Origin of the sequence: uncultured Rhodospira sp., from assembly GCF_937138205.1 — a bacterium.
Classification (GTDB): Bacteria; Pseudomonadota; Alphaproteobacteria; order Rhodospirillales; family Rhodospirillaceae; genus Rhodospira.
Genome location: NZ_CAKZOT010000059.1, coordinates 22,304 through 43,170, shown reverse-complemented (window position 1 = coordinate 43,170; position 20,867 = coordinate 22,304). Strand labels below are relative to the sequence as shown.

At 68.3% G+C, this 20,867-nt stretch carries 16 protein-coding genes; 10 read left to right on the top strand and 6 right to left on the bottom strand.

The window, feature by feature from the left end; translation table 11 throughout:
* Positions 1–44: 44 nt before the first annotated feature.
* Both Q0309_RS08465 and Q0309_RS08460 read right to left on the bottom strand, forming a co-directional pair.
* Positions 45–3,545, bottom strand: a complete 3,501-nt coding sequence (locus tag Q0309_RS08465; protein WP_299439507.1) for an AAA family ATPase — start codon at positions 3,543–3,545, stop codon at positions 45–47.
* A complete protein-coding gene (locus Q0309_RS08460; protein ID WP_299439505.1) occupies positions 3,542–4,828 on the bottom strand; it encodes a DNA repair exonuclease in 1,287 nt (428 codons plus the stop codon). The genes Q0309_RS08465 and Q0309_RS08460 overlap by 4 nt, the downstream gene beginning before the upstream one ends.
* Positions 4,829–4,929: 101 nt before the next feature.
* On the opposite strand from Q0309_RS08460, the gene Q0309_RS08455 reads away from it, so the two are divergent.
* The 4 genes from Q0309_RS08455 (at position 4,930) to Q0309_RS08440 (ending at position 7,402) form a co-directional block, all read left to right on the top strand.
* Positions 4,930–5,181 (top strand): AbrB/MazE/SpoVT family DNA-binding domain-containing protein, encoded by a 252-nt coding sequence (locus tag Q0309_RS08455; protein WP_299439503.1) that lies wholly within the window; start codon positions 4,930–4,932, stop codon positions 5,179–5,181.
* A gap of 88 nt (positions 5,182–5,269) precedes the next feature.
* On the top strand, positions 5,270–6,385 hold the full coding sequence (locus Q0309_RS08450; protein WP_299439501.1) for a BMP family ABC transporter substrate-binding protein: 1,116 nt from the start codon (positions 5,270–5,272) through the stop codon (positions 6,383–6,385).
* Positions 6,386–6,432: 47 nt separating this feature from the next.
* Positions 6,433–7,089, top strand: coding sequence for an HNH endonuclease family protein (locus Q0309_RS08445; RefSeq protein WP_299439499.1), 657 nt, complete (start codon positions 6,433–6,435; stop codon positions 7,087–7,089).
* 73 nt (positions 7,090–7,162) lie between these two features.
* Entirely contained in the window at positions 7,163–7,402 is a 240-nt protein-coding gene (locus tag Q0309_RS08440) for an AbrB/MazE/SpoVT family DNA-binding domain-containing protein (protein ID WP_299439497.1), read from the top strand.
* 162 nt (positions 7,403–7,564) lie between these two features.
* Here Q0309_RS08440 and Q0309_RS08435 read toward each other — a convergent pair whose 3' ends face one another.
* Positions 7,565–8,767: a pyridoxal phosphate-dependent aminotransferase gene (locus tag Q0309_RS08435; protein ID WP_299439495.1), complete on the bottom strand. Its 1,203-nt coding sequence runs from the start codon at positions 8,765–8,767 to the stop codon at positions 7,565–7,567.
* A gap of 410 nt (positions 8,768–9,177) precedes the next feature.
* Here Q0309_RS08435 and Q0309_RS08430 point away from each other — a divergent pair, with 410 nt between their 5' ends.
* Entirely contained in the window at positions 9,178–9,597 is a 420-nt protein-coding gene (locus Q0309_RS08430; protein ID WP_299439493.1) for a hypothetical protein, read from the top strand.
* Positions 9,598–9,831: 234 nt separating this feature from the next.
* Here Q0309_RS08430 and greA read toward each other — a convergent pair whose 3' ends face one another.
* Positions 9,832–10,305 carry a transcription elongation factor GreA gene (greA, locus tag Q0309_RS08425; protein ID WP_299439492.1) on the bottom strand — a complete coding sequence of 158 codons (474 nt, stop codon included), beginning with the start codon at positions 10,303–10,305 and terminating at the stop codon, positions 9,832–9,834.
* A 133-nt stretch (positions 10,306–10,438) separates the two neighbouring features.
* Complete coding sequence (gene carB / locus Q0309_RS08420; protein WP_299439490.1) at positions 10,439–13,684, bottom strand: carbamoyl-phosphate synthase large subunit; 3,246 nt, start codon at positions 13,682–13,684, stop codon at positions 10,439–10,441.
* A gap of 193 nt (positions 13,685–13,877) precedes the next feature.
* Between carB and glmM the strand changes: the two genes are divergently transcribed.
* From glmM to Q0309_RS08405, 3 genes are all read left to right on the top strand, one after another.
* Positions 13,878–15,251, top strand: coding sequence for a phosphoglucosamine mutase (gene glmM, locus Q0309_RS08415; RefSeq protein WP_299439488.1), 1,374 nt, complete (start codon positions 13,878–13,880; stop codon positions 15,249–15,251).
* A gap of 180 nt (positions 15,252–15,431) precedes the next feature.
* Positions 15,432–15,845: a hypothetical protein gene (locus Q0309_RS08410; RefSeq protein WP_299439485.1), complete on the top strand. Its 414-nt coding sequence runs from the start codon at positions 15,432–15,434 to the stop codon at positions 15,843–15,845.
* A gap of 96 nt (positions 15,846–15,941) precedes the next feature.
* Positions 15,942–17,480 (top strand): bifunctional aminoglycoside phosphotransferase/ATP-binding protein, encoded by a 1,539-nt coding sequence (locus tag Q0309_RS08405; RefSeq protein WP_299439483.1) that lies wholly within the window; start codon positions 15,942–15,944, stop codon positions 17,478–17,480.
* 21 nt (positions 17,481–17,501) lie between these two features.
* Here Q0309_RS08405 and Q0309_RS08400 read toward each other — a convergent pair whose 3' ends face one another.
* Positions 17,502–18,182 (bottom strand): transglutaminase-like cysteine peptidase, encoded by a 681-nt coding sequence (locus Q0309_RS08400; RefSeq protein ID WP_299439481.1) that lies wholly within the window; start codon positions 18,180–18,182, stop codon positions 17,502–17,504.
* A 246-nt stretch (positions 18,183–18,428) separates the two neighbouring features.
* Here Q0309_RS08400 and Q0309_RS08395 point away from each other — a divergent pair, with 246 nt between their 5' ends.
* Both Q0309_RS08395 and Q0309_RS08390 read left to right on the top strand, forming a co-directional pair.
* The gene (locus tag Q0309_RS08395) at positions 18,429–19,679 is read left to right on the top strand and encodes a HAMP domain-containing sensor histidine kinase (RefSeq protein WP_299439479.1); all 1,251 of its coding nucleotides are present in this window, start codon (positions 18,429–18,431) and stop codon (positions 19,677–19,679) included.
* A 642-nt stretch (positions 19,680–20,321) separates the two neighbouring features.
* Complete coding sequence (locus Q0309_RS08390) at positions 20,322–20,825, top strand: hypothetical protein (RefSeq protein ID WP_299439477.1); 504 nt, start codon at positions 20,322–20,324, stop codon at positions 20,823–20,825.
* Positions 20,826–20,867: the final 42 nt, after the last annotated feature.

Genomic DNA, 20,867 nt, shown 5'->3' with positions numbered 1-20,867 from the left:
TGTTTGCGAGTGAAAGTCAGTACAGCCCCGCTCCCGCCGAACCGTCAACCCGGTTCGGGCGTCTCCAGGCTCTGAACCCGCACGGCCGGGCAGACCTCGCGCGCGATGTCGCACAGGTGCCGGTGGTGCGTCAGGTAGATCACCTGCCCCACCTCGGCCATGCCGGCGAACAGGCGGAACGCCTCCTCGGCGCGGAAGTCGTCAAAGGTTTCCATGATGTCGTCGGCGACGAACGGCACGGGCGCGGTCCGCGCGGCGAACTCGTGATACCCCGCCACCCGCAGCGCCAGATAGAGCTGGAAGCGCGTGCCCTTGGACAACGCCGCCACCCGCTTGGACCCGCCGGCCGCGTCCAACGCCACCAGCTTTTCCCCGCCCGGATCGGACACCACGGTCAGGTTGGCATAGGCGCCCCGGCTGATGGTGGCGAACGCGTCGGCCGCGCGGGCGAGCATGGAGGACCGGTGGCGTTCCTGATACAGCGCCAGCGCCCGGGTCGCCGCCGCGATGCCCAGACGAAGGCTCAGATGGCGCCGAGCCTTGTCCTCGATCTCCAGCAGCAGGGTGCGGCGGCGCGCCTCCAGGCGGGCGACGTCGTCATCGCCCCCCACCGCCGCGAGCGCATCCGTGGCGCGGGTCAGGGCATCGCGCGCCGCCATGCGCGTGGTCTCAAGGTCCTCTCGCCGGGCGTCCAGATCGGACCGCTCGCGATCCAGGGCCTCCGGATCGGCGGCGGCGAGCATCGCGTCCGCCTCCGGCGGCGCGGAGACCCGCAACGCCGTGATCACCGCCCGCTCGGCCGCCGCAATGTCGGCGCGCAGACTGTCGCGGTGCGCCGCGCGCTTCAGGGCGGCGTCCACTTCGGCCAGGGTTTCGACCCCGAACAGGGCCGTCATCTCGGCCTTGCGGCGGGCCACGGCATCCAGCGGCGCGTCGAGCGCGGCCCGGTCCGTGCGCGCCTGGTCCAGGCGCTGCCGCCGGTCGGCGCGTTTCTCGGCCGCCGACCGTGCCTCTGTCAGTCGCGCGGCCAGGGCGTCGGCGGCCTGCAGCGGGTGGGCGGGGTCGAGCGTTTCCCCCAGCTCCGCCAGCACCTCGGACAGCGCCTGGACATAGGCGCGCTGGTCGCGGTCCATCTGCGCGATGCGGTGGTCCGTGTCGTCGCGCCGGTCCAGCACACCTTTCAGGGTGTCCAGCCCATCGAGCATCGCCCCCACCGCCTCGGGAGCCGGCCGCGCGCCGTCCGCGCCCAACCAGCACCCGGCCAGCGCGGCATCCCAGTCCGACCGCCACGCGGCGTCGGCGGCGACAGCGGCGTTGAGCGCGCGGGTACGGTCGGCCACCTCTTGCTCCGCCTCCGTCAGGGCCTTGCGGCGGTTCTCCAGGCGGGTGGACTGGTCGGCGTGCCGCTTCAGGGCGCCGTCGGCCGTGTCGAGCAGGGACGAGAGGGAAGCGTCGGGCGGCGCCGGCGCGCCCACCGCCGTCAGGGCCGCCGCCAGTCGGTCGCGGGCGCGATGGGCGTCGTCGCGCAGGTCGCGGATCTGCCGGTCCTTTGCGCGCAGGTCGGCGCGCGCACGCAATGCCGCCTCGCGTCGGGCCAGCCAGTCGGCCAAGGACGAGGGCGGCCAATCCGCCGGCAGGCCAAGGGCGGCCAGCACCGCCGCGAGGTCCTGGCACACGGCGTCACGGCGGGCCTGGATCGCGTCCCGTTGTGCGCGGGCGTGCACCAGGGTTTCCCGCGTCGAGGCCAGATCGATCGCCGCCTGCCGCAGGCGCGCGACCTCGGTGGTCTGGGCCAGCCGGCCGCCGGTGGCCGCGTCATCCGCCCGCATCGCGGTTTCGAAGGCGTCGGCCGTCTCGGGGGTCAGGTCCGCCCGGTGCATCGCCCAGGCCGCGTCACGCGCCGCGCGCCGGGCCGCCGCCGTTTCGTCGTCCACCACGCCGGTCGTCCGGCGCACGGCGTCCATCTCCGCCGCCAGACGCGCGCACTCGCCATCGAGGCGGGCGATCTCGCCGGCTTGGGCGTCGAGCGCCTTGTCGGCCTCGGCCAGCGCCTGTTTCCAGGCCTCCAGCCGCGCCGCGTCGGGGACAGCGAGGGACGCCAGAGTCTCGGCGTCGCCCGACCAGGGCGCCAGCGCGACCAGGGCATCGTCGAGCGCCTCCGCCAGACCGTCCCGCGCCCGGGTTTCCAGAAGGACCGCCGTTTCCGACGTGTCGCGGCGGATGTCGTGGACGGCGGCCTCCAGAACCCGCCACGGCGTCGGGTCGGGGTCCGGCTGGTGCCCGGCCGGCCCGCCCAGGGCATGGGCCAGATCGGCCTGCGCCGCGCCCAGGCGCGCGGTGGCCTTGTCGTGCTCGGTTTGCGCCGCCTCGCGCTTCTCGGCGACCCCCGAGCGTTGGGCAATCAGGCCCCGCAGGGTGCCCACCGTCGACGCCGGCAACACCAGCGCCCGGGCGTCCGCCTCGCCCGGCCGGTCCAGTTGGGCCAGCACGGCGGCGATCTCGGCGTCACGCGCGGTGCGCTCCAGCCGCCGCCGGGGCAGATCCTCGGCGGCGGTGGTATAGCGCCCCTCGGTCTCCCGCAGGCGGTCGATACGCTCGCCCAGCGCCAGCACCGCCTCGTCCACCGCCATGCCCTTGATCTCCTGATCCAGGCGGTCGATCTGGCGGTCGAGGCCCTCCCGTTCCGTGGTCAAGCGGGTGTCCTCATCCCGCAGCGGGCCGATGTCCTCAGACCACGCCGGCGGCGGTTCGGGCAGGTCGGCGAAGGCTTCCAACTCCCGGCCCAACCGGGTCCGCGTGGCCTGGTGGTCCAGGGCCTGGCGGAGGCGGTCGATCTCCTCCATGCGGGCCGTGGCGGCCCCCACGGCGGCGACCGCCGCCTCGTACGCCTGCGCCGCCTGATCGCGGGCCGCCTTGCGGCGGGCATAGTCGGACGCCTGCACGTCGATCTCCCGGCGCTCCTTGTCCAGGGCGTCCAGGTCGCGCTTCAGGTCGGCCAGTTCGGTGGCGCGGGCCCGGTCCTTGTGGAACCGCTCCGCCTCGGCCTTCAGGTCGTCGAGCGTGCGCGCCAGATCGGACAACCCGGCACTGGCCGCGAACAGAAGCTGGCCGAGGTCGCCTTCGCTCTTGAGAATATCCTCGCCGCCCTGTTCCAGCGTGTCGTCGTCGAGCGAGAACATGCCGCGGTAGGCCGTGCGGTCGATGCCCCCCAGCATGGCGGCCAGCGCGTGGTCACCCACCGGCTGGCCGTGCCCGTCGCGCAGGCTGTTGCGGTTGGCCTTGACGCGCACCCAGTCCGAGACGGCGCCGTCCCAGTCCAGCGCCGCGCCGATCTGCATGGTCTCGTAGGGATGCAGGAAGTTGTAGGGGCTGCGCATCTCGATCCCATACAGCAGGTCGAGGAACGCCGACAGGGCCGTCGACTTGCCGGCCTCGTTGGGACCGTAGACCACGTGCAGGTCCGGCCCCTCGCCGCGCGGGCCGAAATCGAGCACATGGCCGGTGAACCGGCCGTAGCGGGTCAGGTCGAGCCGGCGCAGCCTCATGGGGCTTCCCCCAAACCACGGTGCAGCCGCGCCAGCACCTCTTCGATCCCCTCGTCGAGCAGCCGCGCCAGTTCGGTGTCGAACGCGGCCTCGGTCTGGCCCAGATGGGCGGCGGCGTCCTTCGGCAGGTGGCCGCGCACCGTCTCGCCGATCTCGCGCATCTGTTGGCGGAACGCCGGGGACGGCGTGACCTCATCCAGGATCAACGCCCGCAGTTCGGCCACGGGATCGGCGGCCGTGGCCCCGGTCGTGTCGCCGGGGGCGGACGGCGGACGCACGTCGGTCTCGACCGTCTCGACCCAGGTGTTGCCGAGACGTTCGGCGCGGGCCTTGGCCTCCGCCAGCAGCAGGTCGGCGTCCACCCGTAGCCGCCAGGCCAACGGCGAGTCCCCCTCCACCTGAACCCGGGCGACCAGATGCTCGCACGGCGCGGTCTCGCGCGCGGCAGCCAGCGCGTCGCCCATGGCCGCCACCAGATCGCGCCAGTCCTCCAGACCCGCGGCGTCCACCGCCACACGTTCGAACTGGGCGACGGCGGTGACGTGCTCGGCCAGTGTCACGGTGCCGTCGCCGGCGAGGCTCACCAAGGTGACGGACTTCGGCCCGGCCTCGTTGATGTCCCGCCCCTGCGGCTGGCCCGGCATGACGATGGCCGGTTGACTTTCATGGTGGACGGCCCGGGCGTGGATATGGCCCAGCGCCCAGTAGTCGAAGCCGGTCGCCACCAGATCGGCGACGGAACAGGGGGCGTAGTCGTCGTGGCCGGCCGCGCCGCCGACGCTGGTGTGCAGCAAGCCGATGTTGAGGGCATCCGGCACGGCGGGCTTGATCTTCGGCAGCAGGCTGTCGGGCGCCCGGGGATCGCGGAAGCTGATGCCGTGCACGGCCACGTCGCGGCCGTCGGCGGCGCCCGGCAGGACATGAACCTCGCCCCGGCCGCCGAACACCCGCGCGCTGTCGGGCAACCCCAGTTCCTTGGTGATCCGCGACTCGGCGTCGTGGTTGCCGCGCACGATGAAGGTGGCGATGCCGGCCTCGTCCAGGCGCGCCAACTGCCCGGCCAGAAAGACCGCCGTCTTCATCGAGGTCTGCGCCCCGTCGTACAGGTCGCCGGCGATCAGCAGCGCATCGACCCGTTCGTCCAGGCACAACGTGACCGTGCGCTCGAACGCGGCGCGGGTGGCCGTGCCGATCAGCTCCGCCAACGCCGGGTCGCGCAGCGCCAGCGTCCGCAGCGGCGAGTCCAGGTGGATGTCGGCAGTGTGCACGAAACGGAAGGGCATGGCGCCGTGGTATCCGATCGGCGGCGAAGGTCAAGGGCGAGGACACGCTTTGACGTTACCTTCAACCGTGATTACAGAAGGACTCCGCCAGGAGGCCGGCCATGAAAGTGAACCTGATCGCGATCGGCAACTCAAAGGGAGTGCGTCTGCCCAGCGCCGTCATCAAGGAATGCGGGTTCGGCGAGACGTTGGAGATGAGCGTGGAAAACGGACGGGTCATCCTTGAACCCGCACGGCATCCTCGCGCCGGGTGGGAAGACGCGTTCAAGCGGATGGCTGCGGCTGGCGACGATGAACGGCTGATGCCGGACACCATGGCGCATTCCTGGGACGACGAGGCGTGGACGTGGTGAGGAGCGCCATCCCCTCTCTGGCACAGCCGCCCCGCTGGCGCTATAACGTGCTCCGCAGTGCTGTCCGCCACCACCAAGGAAACGCCCCATGCGGAACACACCCCGTCTCCCCGCCATCCGCCTGTCCCGCCGCACCCTGCTGGCCTCCGGCGCCGGTCTGGCCGCCGCGAGCGCCCTCGGCGTGCCCGCCCGCGCCGCCGACGACCCGCTGAAGGTCGGGTTCATCTACGTCGGCCCGGTCGGCGACTACGGCTGGTCCTATCAGCACGATCAGGGCCGTCTGGCCGTCGAGGAAGAGTTCGGCGACGCCGTCGAGACCACCTTCGTCGAGAGCGTGCCCGAGGGCGCCGACGCCGAACGTGTGCTGACCCAACTCGCGGCCGGCGGTCACGGCCTGATCTTCACCACCTCGTTCGGGTTCATGAATCCCACGCTGAAGGTCGCCCGGCGCTTTCCGGACGTGAAGTTCGAGCACTGCACCGGCTACAAGCGCGCCGACAACGTCTCGACCTACGCCGCGCGGTTCTACGAGGGCCGGTACGTGATCGGCGTCATCGCCGGCCTGATGACCAAGAGCAACGTGATCGGCTACATCGGCGCGGTGCCCATCCCCGAGGTGGTGCGCGGCATCAACGCCTTCACCCAGGGCCTGCGCTCGGTCAATCCCGAGGCCACGGTCAAGGTGATCTGGGTCAACGCCTGGTACGACCCGGCCAAGGAACGCGAGGTCGCGGAGACCCTGGTGGCCCAGGGCGCCGACATTCTGTCGCAGCACACCGACAGCCCGGCGCCGATCCAGGTGGCGGCGGAGAAAGGCATCCACGCCTTCGGCCAAGCCACCGACATGCGCCAGTTCGGCCCCGAGGCGCATCTGACCGCCATCGAGGACGACTGGCGCGACTACTACATCCAGCGCACCCGGGCGGTGCTCGACGGCACCTGGGAGAGCACGGACACCTGGGGCGGCCTGGCCAGCGGCATGGTGCGCATCACCGACTACAACGACGCGCTTCCGGAACGCGTCGTCGCCGCCGCCGAGACGTCCCGCGCGGCCATCGAGGCCGGGACGTTCCACCCGCTGAGCGGGCCGCTGAGAAACCAGGCCGGCGAGGTGGTGATCCCCGAGGGCGAGGCGCCGACGGACGAGGCGCTGTTGTCCATGGACTGGTTTGTCGAGGGCGTGCAGGGCCGGGTGCCGAAGTGACCGTTCGTCCCTCTCACCGGCCGGTCGGCGCGGGGATCTAACGGATCGTGGCACGCAGGACCCGAGCGCGCCCGGCCCCCCGCCCGGCCCGCCTGCCCCGCGCGCGCGGGCGCCGGTGGCTGAGGCGGGCGCGCGGGGTCGGGCTGGTGGCCGTGGCGTTGTCGGGCGTATGGGGGCTGCGCCAGGCGGATGTGTTCTATCCGGTGGAGCAGCCCTACAGTCGGGGCTTGTACGATCACTGGGTCGACGCCGACGGCGATTGCCAGGACACGCGCCACGAGGTGCTGATCCGCGACAGCACGGCGCGGGTGCGACTGACGGCGGACGGCTGTCGGGTGGTGGGCGGCCGCTGGATCGATCCCTACTCCGGGCGCGTGATCACCGACCCGTCGGCGCTGGACGTCGACCACCTGGTGCCGCTGGCCGAGGCGCATCGCTCCGGCGCTGATAGGTGGTCGGCGGACCGGCGGCGGGCGTTCGCCAACGATCTGTCCTCGCCGCTGACCCTGTTGCCCGTGGGCGCCAGTGCCAACCGCTCCAAGGCCGACGGCGACCCGCTGGCCTGGATGCCCGGGGACCCCACGCGCTGGTGCGCCTATACCCGCGCCTGGATGGCGGTCAAAACGCGCTGGGGCCTGGACCGCGACCTGCTGGAGCGCTGGTGGACGGACGGAGTCCTGTGGGTGTGTCGGGCGGTGGGGTAGGACGAGTTTGGCGCCATTGCGTGACACCTTGGGTGGATATACAATACCCTCACGTATATCCAGAGAGGTGACCATGCAGGTCGCGAAGTGGGGCAACAGCCTCGCCGTCCGTCTTCCCGCCACCGTGGTCGAGGCCCTGGCCCTGAAGGAAGGCGACGACATCGAAATCACCATCGACGACCCCCGCCGGTTCGCGGTGGCGCGCAAGCCGAGCCGCGAGGACTGGCTGGAACGCCTGCGCGCCTTCCGGGGCCGCCTGCCGCCGGACTTCCGATTCGACCGGGACGAGGTGAATGCTTGTCCGCAAAGTTAGAACACGGACGACCAAAGAAAATTCACGACCGGACAATGTGTGATCCGTCATTGCGAACCCTCGTCGCAAGACGAGGGCGAAGCAATCTAGTGCGTAGAACGCAAGTACCCGCCCTGGATTGCTTCGTCGCTACGCTCCTCGCAATGACGACCGTTTGATTCCTTAGCTCAAACTCTCGCACAGCGCCTTGATGCGCGCGCAGGCCTTTTCCAGGTTTTCGTTGGACGTGGCATAGGAAATCCGGAAGTACGGCGACAGGCCGAACGCCTCGCCCTGCACGCACGCCACGTTCTGCAGTTCCAGCAGGGCGGTCACGAAATCGCCGTCGCTTTCGATCTTGCGGCCGTCCGGCGCCGTCTTGCCGATCACGCCCGCGCAGGACGGATAGACGTAGAACGCGCCCTCCGGCGTGCGGCAGGAAATCCCCGGGCACTCGTTCAGCAGGCCGACCACCAGGTCGCGGCGCTGCTTGAACACCGCGTTGCGCTCCGGGATGCAGCCCTGCGGGCCGGTCAGGGCTTCCAGCGCCGCCGCCTGGCTGATGGAACTGGTGTGCGTGCTGCTCTGCGACTGGATCTTGTTGATGGCCTTGATCAGCTCGACCGGACCACCCGCGTAGCCGACGCGCCAGCCGGTCATGCTGTAGGCCTTGGAGACGCCGTTGCACGTCAGCGTGCGGTCGTACAGACCGGGCTCGACCTGGGCCGGGGTGGCGAAGACGAAATCGTCGTAGACCATGTGCTCGTACATGTCGTCGCTCATCACCCAGACGTGGGGATGGCGCATCAACACGTCGGTCAGAGCCTTCAGTTCGTCGGACGTATAGGCGGCGCCGGTCGGGTTGTTGGGCGAGTTCAGGATCACCCACTTGGTCTTGGGCGTGATCGCCGCCTCCAGGTCCTCGGCGCGCAGCTTGAAGCCGGTTTCCTCCGGGCAGGCGACGATGACCGGCGTGCCGCCGGCCAGCAGTGTGATGTCCGGATAGCTGACCCAGTAGGGCGCCGGGATGATGATCTCGTCGCCCGGCTCGATGGTGGCCATGATGGCGTTGTAGAGCACCTGCTTGCCGCCGCAGCCCACGGTGATCTGCTCCGGCGTGTAGGTCAGGCCGTTGTCCTTCTGGAACTTATCAGCAATGGCCTTGCGCAGCGGCATGATGCCGGCAACCGGCGTGTACTTGGTCTCGCCCCGGTCCATGGCGGCCTTGGCGGCGGCCTTGATGTTGTCCGGCGTGTCGAAGTCGGGCTCGCCGGCGCCCAGGCCGATGACGTCCTGGCCGGCGGCCTTGAGCTCGTTGGCCTTGGTGGTCACGGCGATGGTGGGCGACGGCTTGATGGCGGACAGACGCGAAGCAAGGATCGACATGGCGTTGGGTTTTCCCGTCTAGAGGATGGGAAACAGCGCAGCAGAACTCTAGATAGGCGCGCTGTTAGGCAGCCGATCCGGGATCGGCCGGGGACGAAGCGGTTGAACGTTAGCCGTCTGCGGGACGAGCCGCAAGGCGAAGGTCCACGCGTTTGGATGCCGCGTATGGCCCGATACTGCCGGCCCAAATGCATCTTTGTGGGATCGACGCCTTGGAAATCAAGCAGCGCCTCGCCCACCCTCAGGCGCTCATTCCCAGGTGGAGGCACGGAACGCCGGAAGGCGACCGTGATGGCGTGGCTAGACGCCGAAACACTACCTGGACACACAAAATTATCTTTTGCCCGTTGACAGGGTGCGGCGAACACGTGCCTTATCGTCTCGCACGATCCAATCATGGAGGCTGGGGCATGAAGTGGACCTACAAAAGCGTGCGCACAGCGTTGACGGCATCTGTTCTCGCGGGTCTCTTGTCGATCCTGTCAGTAGAAGGGACCCCGAATGCCGCGCACGCGAAAACCCGTTGCGATTCCGTTGCAGCGCACGCGGATTCGCTCAACGGCCGGTTATTCGAGCTTCGTTTGGAGTACCCCTATGCCGTTGGCTGGGTTTGCGAATCCCTGAAAGGTGCGGGGAATTCGAACTCCGAGCCGGGAGAGATGATGGGGACGTTACTGGCACAATACGTAATCTGTGCCATGCTCTTTACTGGGGATAAATGCAACCTGATCATCGGAGAGTTCGTTGACGTCGGAAACAAATTGGGCGCCTTGCGGGACATCGCACGCGAGCACAATTGCCCACTGCCTGACGTAGACATGCCCTGTTAACGTTTGTGCTCGACGAAAACCTAGGCCAACGGTTTTCTATTTTCCATTTTTCGGGCCGCGTACGGGCGAGAAAGAAAACTCGGTCGCCTCTCCATCAGCGGGATGACCGCGTATTGAGACTTCCGCAGAACCAAACGGGCCGGTGTGCATCACCGGCCCGCATGGCACTTTGGACAAAGCCATAATCCGACAGGGCGCAGCGGCGACCTTTGTCAAAGACCGCCCGTGCCCCCGTCACCCAAACGCGATCTTGACGACCTCGTAGAACTTGCTGCCGCCGGGGGCCTTGACCTCGACGGTGTCGCCGACGGACTTGCCGATCAGCGCCCGGGCGATGGGCGAGCTGATGGAGATACGCCCGGCCTTCAGGTCGGCCTCGTGCACACCGACGATCTGGTAGGTCTGTTCCTCGTCGGTGTCCTCGTCGGCCAGGGTCACGATGGCGCCGAACCGCACGGTATCGCCCGACAGTTTCGACACGTCGATGACGTCGGCGCGGCTGATGATGTCCTCCAGTTCCTTGATGCGGCCCTCGATGAAGCTCTGGCGTTCGCGCGCGGCGTGATACTCGGCGTTCTCGGAGAGATCGCCGTGTTCGCGCGCCTCGGAAATGGCGCGAATCACGGCCGGCCGGTCTTTGCTCTTCAGAGACTTCAACTCGTCCTCCAGGCTCCTCAGCCCGTCGGCGGTCATCGGGACTTTCTCCATCAGCGGGAACCCTCGGCTCTACGCCCGATACGCCGGCCACGGCGGCTGAATCGGGTCCATGCAACACAAAAAGCACCCTTTCGTGTTCCGTCCCGGGGGGGCGAACCACCAAAAGGATGGCTTGCGGGGATGATCAACCCCCAAAATAGGATTGCAAAGGCTTTACATCAAGCTTTTCCCGCTTGAGCGCGGCGATCGCCTTGACCGCCGCGCGCGCGCCCTGAAGCGTCGTGTAATGGGGAATCGTGCGCATCAACGCCGTGCGCCGAATGTCAAAGCTGTCCTTCAGCGACTGCGCCCCGGCGGTGGTGTTGATGACCATGTGGATCTGGCCGGAGATCATCGCATCCACGCAGTGCGGCCGGCCCTCGCGCACCTTGTTGATCACCTCGACCGGAATCCCCAGTGAATCCAGGTGGTCCGCCGTGCCGCGCGTGGCGAGGATGCGGAAGCCCATGTCGGCCAGGGCGCGGGCTTCCTCGACGATGGCCATCTTGTCCTCGTGGCGCACCGAGAGGAACACGGTCCCCTCCGTCGGCGGCGCCGATCCGGCCCCCAGCTGAGCCTTGGCGAAGGCGCGATCCAGGTCCTTGTCCAGGCCCATCACCTCGCCGGTGGATTTCATCTCCGGCCCCAGCACGATGTCGACGCCGGGGAAGCGGGCGAAGGGGAACACCGCCTCCTTGACCGCCACATGGTCGAGGGGACGGTCCGACAGCCCGAACGCCGCCAGTTTCTCGCCCGCCATGACGCGGGCGGCAACCTTGGCCACCGGAACGCCCGTCGCCTTGGCGACGAACGGCACGGTGCGGCTGGCGCGCGGGTTGACCTCCAGCAGATAGACCGTGTCGTCCTTCAGCGCGAACTGGATGTTCATCAGGCCGACCACGCCCAGGCGCCGGGCCAGGGCGCGGGTCTGGACCTTCATCGCCTCCATCAGCCCGTCGGAGATCGAGAACGGCGGCAGCGCGCACGCCGAATCGCCGGAATGAACGCCGGCCTCTTCGATGTGCTGCATGATGCCGGCGATGTAGACGTCCTCGCCGTCGCACACCGCGTCCACGTCCACCTCGATGGCGCCGTCGAGGTAGGCGTCGATCAGCACCGGGCTGTCGCCGCTGACCAGCACGGCATTGCGCATATAGCCTTCCAGCCCGTCCTCGGACCAGCAGATCTGCATGGCGCGGCCGCCCAGCACATAGGACGGCCGGATCACCACGGGATAGCCGATGCGCGCGGCGATCTCGCGGGCTTCCTCCAGCGAGGTGGCGGTGCCGTTACGCGGCTGTTTCAGGTCCAGGTCGTTCAGCATGGCCTGGAACCGCTTGCGGTCCTCGGCCAGGTCGATGGAGTCCGGCGACGTGCCCAGGATGGGGATCTGCGCCGCCTCCAACGCCCGCGCCAGCTTCAGCGGCGTCTGGCCGCCGAACTGGACGATGACGCCGAGCACCGTGCCCCGCGTCTGCTCCCGACGCACCGCCTCGATCACATCCTCGGCGGTCAAGGGCTCGAAGTACAGCCGATCCGAGGTGTCGTAGTCGGTCGAGACCGTCTCCGGGTTGCAGTTGATCATGATGGTCTCAAAGCCGGCCTCCGACAGGGCGTAGGCGGCATGGACGCAGCAATAGTCGAACTCGATGCCCTGGCCGATGCGGTTCGGACCACCCCCCAGGATAATCACCTTGGTCTTGTCGGTCGGATCCGCCTCGCATTCCGCCGGCTCGATGCCATTGCCCTCGTAGCACGAATACATATAGGGCGTTTGCGAGGGGAACTCGGCCGCGCAGGTGTCAATGCGCTTGTAGACCGGATGCACGTTCAGAACCTGGCGGCGGAACCTGACCTCGGTCAGTGTCTTGCCCGTCAACGCGCTCAGCCGCTCGTCTGAAAAGCCCATCTTCTTGACGCGCATCATGGCCGTGGCGCTGCCCGGCAGGCCATCGCGCCGCAAGGCGTCCTCGGCGTCGACGATTTCCTTGATGCGGTCCAGGAACCACGGGTCGTAACTGCACGCGGCCTGGACCTCCTTGACGGACAGGCCATGGCGGAAGGCCTGGGCGATGGTCAGGATTCGGTCGGGTCGCGCTTCGGCCAGGGCGGCTCGGATGGCGTCCTGGCCCTCCGAGCCCTCAGCGCCGGGGATTACCACCTCATCCAGCCCGCTCAGTCCGATATCCAGCGACCGCAGACCCTTCTGCAGGCTCTCGGCGAAGGTGCGGCCGATGGCCATCGCCTCGCCCACCGACTTCATCGACGATGTCAGCAGCGGGTCGGTATCGGGGAACTTCTCGAAGGTGAAGCGCGGCAGCTTGGTGACGACGTAGTCGATGGTCGGCTCGAACGACGCCGGGGTGACGCCGGTGATATCGTTGCTCAGTTCGTCCAGCGTGTAGCCGACCGCCAGCTTGGCGGCCACCTTGGCGATGGGGAACCCGGTGGCCTTGGACGCCAGCGCCGACGAGCGCGAGACGCGCGGGTTCATCTCGATCACCACCAGGCGGCCGGTGCGCGGGTCGACCGCGAACTGGACGTTGGAGCCGCCGGTCTCGACCCCGATCTCCCGCAGGCAGGCGATCGAGGCGTCGCGCATGATCTGGTATTCCTTGTCGGTCAGCGTCAGCGCCGGCGCGACGGTGATCGAGTCCCCGGTGTGAACCCCCATCGGGTCCACGTTCTCGATGGAACAGACGATGATGCAGTTGTCAGCGCGGTCGCGCACGACCTCCATCTCGAATTCCTTCCAGCCGAGCACCGACTCCTCGACCAGGACCGACTTCACCGGAGAGGCCGCCAGGCCGGCGGCGACGATGCGGTCGTATTCCTCGCGGTTGTAGGCAATACCGCCACCGTGCCCGCCCAGGGTGAAGGACGGCCGGATGATCACCGGCAGGCCGATCTCGTCGACGGCGCGGGCCGCTTCGTGGATGTCGTGCACCAACTGGCTGCGCGGGCTGTCGAGGCCGATGGCGTCCATCGCCTCGCGGAACTGCAGCCGGTCCTCGGCCTTGGCGATTACCTCGCGGCGGGCGCCGATCATCTCCACGCCGTAGCGCTCCAGCACGCCATTGTCCGCCAGCGCGATGGCCGTGTTCAGCCCGGTCTGCCCGCCCATGGTCGGCAACAGCGCGTCGGGCCGTTCCTTGGCGATGATGCGTTCGACGATGTCGGCGGTAATGGGTTCGATATAGGTGGCGTCGGCGGCCTCCGGATCGGTCATGATGGTGGCCGGATTGGAGTTTACCAGGATGACCCGGTATCCCTCGGAACGGAGAGCCTTGCAGGCCTGCGCGCCGGAATAGTCGAACTCGACGGCCTGGCCGATGACGATAGGGCCGGCGCCAATCACCAGGATGCTTTGAAGATCGGTACGTTTGGGCATGATAAGCTTCTGATCGAGCGGAGCGGGACGAATTGCGGCGCCGCCGGACGGCCGGCGACCAGCGCGAGCGCGTCTTAGCACAGCGGCCCGGGTTTGGACATTCCTCTTGATGGTGTGATCGCGCGTCGCTATGACCGCCTTCCTGAGGCGCCCTGCGCAACGGGGTTGCCGAGCAACCAGGAGTGCAGCCCCCATGACACGCAGGCTCTTCGGCACGGATGGCGTGCGCGGCACCGCGAACGCGCCCCCCATGACGGCGGACATGGCGCTGCAACTGGGTATGGCGACGGGCGCCCATTTCACGCGTGGCGACCACCGCCACACCGTCGTCATCGGCAAGGACACGCGCCTGTCGGGCTATCTTCTGGAGCCGGCCCTGGCGGCTGGGTTCATCGCCGTGGGGATGGATGTCGTCCTGCTGGGTCCATTGCCGACGCCGGCGGTGGCCATGCTGACCCGATCCTTGCGGGCCGACCTCGGCGTCGTCATCTCGGCCTCGCACAATCCCTACCAGGACAACGGCATCAAGCTGTTCGGCCCGGATGGCTTCAAGCTGTCAGACGCAGCGGAGGCGGAGATCGAATCGCTGCTCGACAACGGCCTGGACGAGCACCGCGTCGGCCCGGCCGATCTGGGCCGGGCGCGGCGCCTGGACGACGCGGGCGGGCGCTACATCGAGGCCGTCAAGGGCACCTTTCCGCGCGGCCTTCGGCTCGACGGCCTGCGCATCGTGATCGACTGCGCCCACGGCGCCGCCTACAAGGTCGCCCCGCAGGTGCTGTGGGAGCTGGGGGCCGAGATCATCCCCCTTGGAGTCGAACCGGACGGCTTCAACATCAACCGCGAACGCGGTTCGCTCGCCACGGACGCCATGTGCGGCGCCGTGGTGGCGCATGGGGCCGACCTGGGCATCGCCCTGGACGGCGATGCCGACCGGGTGGTCCTGGCCAATGAGAACGGAATGCTGGTGGACGGCGACCAGCTTCTCGGGCTGATCGCCAACACCTGGCTTCACCAGGGCCGCCTGACCGGCGGCGGCGTCGTGGCCACGGTCATGTCCAACCTGGGGCTGGAACACTACCTCAACGGGATCGGGCTGGGCCTGGACCGCACGCCGGTCGGCGACCGTTATGTGGTGGAACGGATGCGGGCGGACGGGTTCAACCTGGGCGGCGAGCAATCCGGGCACATCGTCATGGCGGACCTGAGCAGCACCGGCGGAACCACAGGCGACGGCTTGGCGGCCGCGCTGCAGGTGCTGGCGGCCCTGATCCAGAGCGGCCGGCCGGCCAGCGAGGTCCTGCATGTGTTCGACCCCTTGCCTCAGGTGTTGCGCAACGTGAGAATCGACGGCGGCCGGGACCCCAATGCGATTCTTGAACGGGCGTCGGTGCGGACCGCCATCTCGGCCGGCGAGGCACGCTTCAACGGGACCGGACGCATCCTGATCCGCAAGTCGGGAACCGAGCCCTTGATCCGCGTGATGGCCGAGGGCAGAACAGAATCCTTGGTGCAGGGGGTCGTCGACGACATCGTCGAGGCCATCGAGGCGGCGGCGGCGGCCTGAACACCAGAGACTTTCGGGCAATTCGGTCCCTTGTCGTCCATTCGGCCGCAATGTTAACATTACCTTCATAAGGTTAGAACGATAATCAAAGGCTACAAGTGAACCGGACACTGGGGCTCCGCGTTGATCTTCAAGGCACGCGTTGGCCCTGTGTTGAGATCAGCTGTTATGGGGTGCCTCTTGACCGACACAGCCATCAAGCCGGGAGACCGTTTCACCAAGACGGAGTCGGCCAAGTCGGCCATCTGGGTCGTCACCCGGGTCATCGTGACGCCGGGCGTGCCGCGGCATTTCGTGCTGACGGACGAGCAGACCCGAACCGATGTGCGCACCATTTCCGAAACGACGCTCAATGATCCGGCCTTCTACCGCCCCGTGGTCGCAGCACCGCCCCCGCCCCATGGGGCCGGCGCCGACTCACCCCGTTCGCGGGACGCCCTGGACAGCGCACCGGACCGGGCGCTCCTGACACGGACCGAGCCCGCCCGGGCCAAGGCCGCGCGGCCGGATGCGCGGAGCGACGGCCTCGCCGGGTGGCTGAACGGTCTTGGCCTGCCGGGCGTGCGCGGGCCGTGGCCCTCGCGGGCGCGGTAGCCGGACGGCGCGCCCTCCGAGGTCGGCGCGCGCTGGCATTGGACCGGCCAGGGACAGCGGTGCTATCCTGGGGTCCCCAGCACCGGGCCGGACCCCATGATCCCCGACCAACAGCGTGATGTCTTCGCCTTCCTGGCCCGTCCCGAGTCCTTCGGGCCGGGGCACGACCGGGTTGATCAGGTGCATACCCACATCTCCGCCGTCTTCATGGCCGGGGATCGGGTTCTGAAGCTGAAACGCGCGGTGCATCTTCCCTTCGTCGATTTCACATCCGCCGAGGCGCGGCGCGAGGCCTGCGAGGCCGAGGTCGCCCTGAACCGGCGCGGCGCGCCCGATTTGTACCTGGGCGTCATGGCGGTCACACGCGAGAGCGACGGCAGCCTCGCCCTGAACGGCGACGGTCCGCCCATCGACTGGCTGGTCGCCATGCGGCGGTTCGACGAACAGAACCTGTTCAGTCGCCTGCTTGGCCGGGGGGAATTGACCCGCGAGCGGGCCACGGCGCTGGCGCGGGTGATCGTCGATTACCACGCCGGCGCGGAGGTGGTGCCCCGCGACGACAACGCCGCCCGCATGATCGCCATCGCCCGGGGCAACCGCGCCAGCATGATGACCTCGGTCCCCGACATCCTGTCGGAGCCCGTCGTCGAGACCCTCACGGCCCGCATCGTCGCCGCCCTCAACGCGGCGGCGCCCGTGCTCGACCGGCGCGGCCGCGAGGGCCGGGTGCGGCGCTGCCACGGCGATCTTCACCTGCGCAACATCTGCCTGTGGAACGACACGCCGACGCTGTTCGACGCCATCGAGTTCAGCGATACGTTCGCCGTGATCGACACCTTGTACGATCTGGCGTTCCTGCTGATGGACCTGGATCAGCGCGGGTTCCGCCGGCTGGCGTCGATCGTCATGAACCACGTGATGGAGCACGAGCCCGACATCGAGGGCCTGGCCCTGTTGCCCGTGTTCCTGGCCATGCGCGCCAGCATCCGCGCCCATATCAGCGCCACCATGGCCCTGGACAGCGACGACCCGGCGCACGGGCAGGAACTGCGCCGGCGCGCCCTGTCCTACATGGACCGGGCGATCGGCTACCTGGCGCCGCCGGCCCCGCGGCTGATCGCCGTCGGCGGCCTGTCGGGCAGCGGCAAGTCCCGCATGGCCCGCGAAATCGCGCCGCTGGTGGGCGCCTGCCCCGGCGCGCTGGTCAGCCGCAGCGACGTGCTGCGCAAGCGGCTGATGGGATGCGCCCCCTACGAGCGGCTGGGCGGCGAGGGATACACGCCCGAGATGAGCCGCAAGACCTACCACGCTTTGGGGCAGGAGTGCGCCGCCGCGCTCGCCCACGGACATGCCGTCATTGCCGACGCCGTGTTCGCACAGCCGGAGGAACGGGCCGCGATCGAGGACGTCGCCAGAGCGGCCGGGGTGCCCTTTGACGCGCTGTGGCTGGAGGCCGACCCGGAGGTCGCCGCGCGCCGCATCGCCTCGCGCCAGCACAATGCCTCGGACGCGACGGTGGACGTGCTGGACCGGCAGCGCGGGTACGACCTCGGCCCGATGACCTGGACACGGATCGACAGTTCCGGTCCGCGTCGGGACACCCTCGCCCAGGGCCGGCGCGCCCTTGGTCTGTGACGGTCGGCCCGTGCACGGCCGTCACCCGCCCGGAACGTGGCGCCACCAGCGGTCTTCCGAAATGGAGTAGACGGGTCGGTAGTGGCGGATGCGGTCGTGCCGGATCAACTGGTTGCGCGCCTGGTTGTCGAGAATGTAGGTCGTCCCGTCCAGAGTGGCGGCGAGTATCATGTGCCCGACCTGAAGGTTCATGTCCTGAACATAGACGATCCGCAGGTCGCCGGGCGACCATCCCAGCAATACAAGCGTCTCGTATTTTGAGATGGCGAAGTCCTCACAATCACCATTACGGCTCATGAACTGACCGGGCGTGGCCCAATAATCGGACAAGCCCCAGTTCTGCTGATCTTCAATGTATTGAAGCCGGTCGAAATACCGCGCCACCGCCTTCAACTGCCCCAGCCGATCAAGCTTGCGTACAGTCTCGATGAATGCCGTCCACTCCGGATACAGGCAGGCGTCGTACTCGCGTGTGCGACACGGAGGGGGCACGGCGCGCTGTTCCTTTTCGTAGCGCTGCAGGACGTCATTCCACTTGCCGAAGGTCGTCTGGGCGCCGGGTCGCTCCACCTCGCGGCTGCCGAACAGCCCCGCCACGGCGGGATCGGACGCGGCGGTCGCCCAGAGCACGGCGGCGAGCAGCCCGACCAGGGACCGAACACAACGGCGGCGGGCGCCGGAAACACCAAGGCAAGCTGACATGGCCGATACAATCCTTGATCGCCGTCACGCCGACTCTGACCCAAACGCCCCGCGCCAGCGTACAGATCCGGAGGAGCGCCCACAAGCCGCGCCCCGAGCCCGCAGGGCGACCGACCTTGGCACCCACTGGCCTGCTGCGACAGGCCAATGCACCAAACCATGACGACACAAAACCCTTAAGCGTCCGTGACTGGCACCCCGGTTTGGCGGGGTGGCCTCCGGCCGAACTCAGAGGACCCTCGCTCGATGACACTTGATTGCGTGGACACGGGACGCGCGCCCCTGCCCCCGAACGAAGACGAACGCCTGCGGGCGGTGCACCGCCAGGGACTGCTGGACAGCGACCCCGATCCCCGGTTCGACCGCATCGCCCGGGTGGCCACCCACGTCCTGCGAGTCCCCATCGCGCTGGTGACCCTGGTGGACGCCGATCGCCAGGTCTTCACCGCCAAGTGCGGCATCGACATCACCGAGACCTCGCGGGACGTGGCCTTTTGCGCCCACACCATCCTCAGCGACGAGATCCTGGAGGTCCGCGATACGCTCAAGGACGCGCGCTTTGCCCGCAATCCCCTGGTTCTCGGCCCCCCGTTCATCCGGTACTACATCGGCAAGCCGCTGGTGGACCGGAACGGCCAGCGCCTCGGCACGGTGTGCGCCATCGACACCGCCCCGCGTCCACCCCTGGATGCCGGGCTGCGCGCCGTGCTGACCGATCTCGCCGGCACGGCCATGGATCTGATGGAAAGCCGCCTGCGGGACCTGGAGGCGGACAACGCACGCCAGCAGGCCGTGCGCATGGCGGCCATGAAGGACGAGTACCTTGCCGCCATGGCGCACGAACTGCGGACACCGGTGAACGCCGTGGCCGGGTTCGGCGAACTGCTGAAGGCGACCGGAGCCGAGGCGGCCCTGTCCGACCGGCAACGCAGCTATATGAACACTCTCCTTGAATCCGCCGACTATCTCGGCCTGCTGGTGCGCGAGACCCTGGCAACGCAGACCCGCGAGCGCGCGTCCGACGGCCCCACGATGCAGGCGGTGCCGGTGGCGCCGGCCCTGTCGGTGACCAAGCGCCTGATGGCGCCGCTGGCCGCCAAGCAGGGCTTGACGCTGACGCTGGACAAGCCGCCGGACTCCGTGTGTGTCTGGGGTGATCCGCTGCAGCTGCGGCAGGTGCTCATCAACCTCGTCTCCAACGCGGTCAAGTACAACCGGCCCGAGGGTCGCGTGCATCTCGCCGCGACACCGGACGACAAGACGGTCAGCATCGTCTGCGAGGACACCGGCAAGGGGATTCCGGAGCCCGAGATTCCAAAGCTGTTTCGCCCCTTCCACCGAGTCGCGGCCAACAGCGACGGCATTGAGGGCAGTGGCCTCGGCCTGCGAATCACGAAACGGCTGGTGATGATGATGGGGGGCCGCATCAGCGTGTTCAGCCGCGTCAACGAGGGCAGCACGTTCACGGTGACACTGTCGCGCGCGCCGGGCCCCTGACGCGAACCGCGATGCGAGCAGGTCGGCCGGTATCATGCGTCCGCGCCAGGACCGTGCGACAACCGCGCAATGACAAAACAAGCAAAAAGTCACAAGCACCAATGACAAAGGGGCAAGCCTCATCCAGGCTGCCCCTTCTTGTTACGGTGACCCAAGCATGGGTCCCGGTTTCGTGTCGCCGCCCGCGTGGCGCTTGGCTCTGGAACCGAAACGGGATCCGTTTCGATCCGCGGGCTTCAACCAGTTTATGGTTCGTCGTTGTTCTTGTTCTTTGTTTTGCTTGCCCTGGCCCGACCTTCTGTTGGGCGGTCTCCCTAAACCTGGGCGTGTATGCAGCGTGGCTTTTTTAACCCATTTGCAACGAGGGGAACTCTACTGAAATCAGGGCTTTGAGTCACGCCAAATGTTGAACAAATCGTGCCCAAATACTGGGCGAAAGGACTCCGAAACGCCAGGCCCTGCCTGAATTGTGAGCGCTATCCACCCGGTTCGCCCCCCATTCGGCCAGTACCCTTGCAGAACGGGTGTTCACGGGTTGTCAGGAGATCCCAGGCACACTGTGCCAGACCTTGGAAAGCGGCGGGAGGTCGGATGGCGATGGAACGAAAGGTCTGGAGGCGGTCCTCCCGTGCACGGGGTCTTGTGGTTCTGGCTTCCCTGACCCTGGCACTCACGCCCGCCCTGCCGGCGCACGGAGCGGATGAGGGGTCCGCGCCGGCGGTGACCATCGATGCCGAGACCTGCCGCCGGCTGGTGCGCCACATCCCCGACCCGGACGTGACCTATCGCCCGGGCGTCGACGTGCGCGGGCGCCCCGTGGCCCCGGCCGACCTGCATGATTATTCAGCGTTCGAGTCGCTGGTGCCGGACACGGTCACCTTTCACGTGGTCCTGGACCCGTTCGAGCGCACCGGCATCGCGCCCCCAAAGGGGATCGAAAGCCCGGGCATGGTGCTGGGCACCGTCGGCTACGACATCAACCGGGGCACCTTCACCATCAACGGCAGGCCCGTGACCACCAGCCAGGAGGACGCGTTGCTGCGCGCCTGCCGGCTGGGCCTGTCCGGACGCGTGGGTCCGGGCGCGGTGATCTATCCGCCCGGCTATGACGGGCCGCGTCTGCCGGGACCGAAGCCGTCGCCCTGAGCCCCACGGCAACAGGCCTTGGACCGAGCCGCGCGGCCCGCC